The following is a 682-nucleotide window of genomic DNA, read 5'->3' on the forward strand; positions in this document are numbered from 1 at the left end:
TGAACCCTGATCCAGCCATGCCGCGTGTGTGAAGAAGGCCTTTTGGTTGTAAAGCACTTTAAGCGAGGAGGAGGCTACCTAGATTAATACTTTAGGATAGTGGACGTTACTCGCAGAATAAGCACCGGCTAACTCTGTGCCAGCAGCCGCGGTAATACAGAGGGTGCGAGCGTTAATCGGATTTACTGGGCGTAAAGCGTGCGTAGGCGGCCAATTAAGTCAAATGTGAAATCCCCGAGCTTAACTTGGGAATTGCATTCGATACTGGTTGGCTAGAATATGGGAGAGGATGGTAGAATTCCAGGTGTAGCGGTGAAATGCGTAGAGATCTGGAGGAATACCGATGGCGAAGGCAGCCATCTGGCCTAATACTGACGCTGAGGTACGAAAGCATGGGGAGCAAACAGGATTAGATACCCTGGTAGTCCATGCCGTAAACGATGTCTACTAGCCGTTGGGGCCCTTGAGGCTTTAGTGGCGCAGCTAACGCGATAAGTAGACCGCCTGGGGAGTACGGTCGCAAGACTAAAACTCAAATGAATTGACGGGGGCCCGCACAAGCGGTGGAGCATGTGGTTTAATTCGATGCAACGCGAAGAACCTTACCTGGCCTTGACATACAGAGAACTTTCCAGAGATGGATTGGTGCCTTCGGGAACTCTGATACAGGTGCTGCATGGCT

General features: G+C 51.0%; 1 rRNA gene. It reads left to right on the forward strand.

Features of this window, described 5'->3' with window-relative positions:
* Positions 1-682: ribosomal RNA gene (locus J502_RS16465) — 16S ribosomal RNA — on the forward strand; the annotation flags it as partial.

The sequence above is a fragment of the Acinetobacter sp. 1294596 genome (assembly GCF_000582925.1).
Classification (GTDB): Bacteria; Pseudomonadota; Gammaproteobacteria; order Pseudomonadales; family Moraxellaceae; genus Acinetobacter; species Acinetobacter radioresistens.